1 pseudogene is annotated in these 807 nt (G+C 36.6%); it reads left to right on the top strand.

The annotated features are described in order from the left end of the window. Positions 1-210: 210 nt before the first annotated feature. Positions 211-807 (top strand): annotated as a pseudogene (locus ACFIK8_RS10910) (carbonic anhydrase); the annotation flags it as partial.

The raw sequence follows: 807 nt of genomic DNA, 5'->3' as shown, positions 1-807 counted from the left end.
GTAGACTATTATATCATTCTCTGCAGTATGACACTTTCTTCCTTAAAGTGTAACACCTTCCTCCTTAAGAGAATAGTTTTTGGATAAGATAAAGTTGTTTCTTCTCCTTTACAATAATAATTTGCCGTTCTAAGAAAATGTTTTGCGTCGATGAAAGGACATTTTTAGTGTTTTTGTATATTAATAGTCTGTTCTTTTGAAATATATAAAATGACGCGTTTACCAGAAAGACTTTTAAGCATTTATCAGTCGTTTACAAAAAATCATTTTTCATATAAAATAGCCCATTGTCAGCAATTGGCGATTGAAGAGCAGAAACCTGAAGTTTTAGTCATTACTTGTTGTAATTCGCGGGTAGTGCCAAGAACGATTTTTATGCTAAACTTAAATGAAGTTTTTACGCCTGCGCAACGTGGCAAATTTAGTTCCTCTTTTTTGTCTTGATAACCAATATCACGCAACATCAGCAGCGATTAAACATGCGGTGCAATTCCTTGAGGTCAAGCATATTGTTGTTTTTGGTTATGGCCATTGTGGGGAAGGGCTGAGCTGAGCACTGTTCTTGAAGGGACGGGCAAATCTTTATCGTCAAATGATTTTATTGGTCAATGGATAAGTCTTTTGGCACCAGCAGCACAAACAGTTGTTAGCAATAAATCATTGACTGGGCTAGAGCAGCAGACCGCATTAGAGTAATTTTCTATTCGTTATTCGCTGAAAAATTTAGAGACATTTCCCTGTATAAAGGCGTGCAAAGATCAAGATGTTTTGACGTTACACGGGGTTGGTTTGATATCTCAACTGGTG

Source organism: Bartonella sp. MR168JLCBS (assembly GCF_042194175.1).
This window is presented reverse-complemented; position numbering and strand designations above follow the sequence as displayed.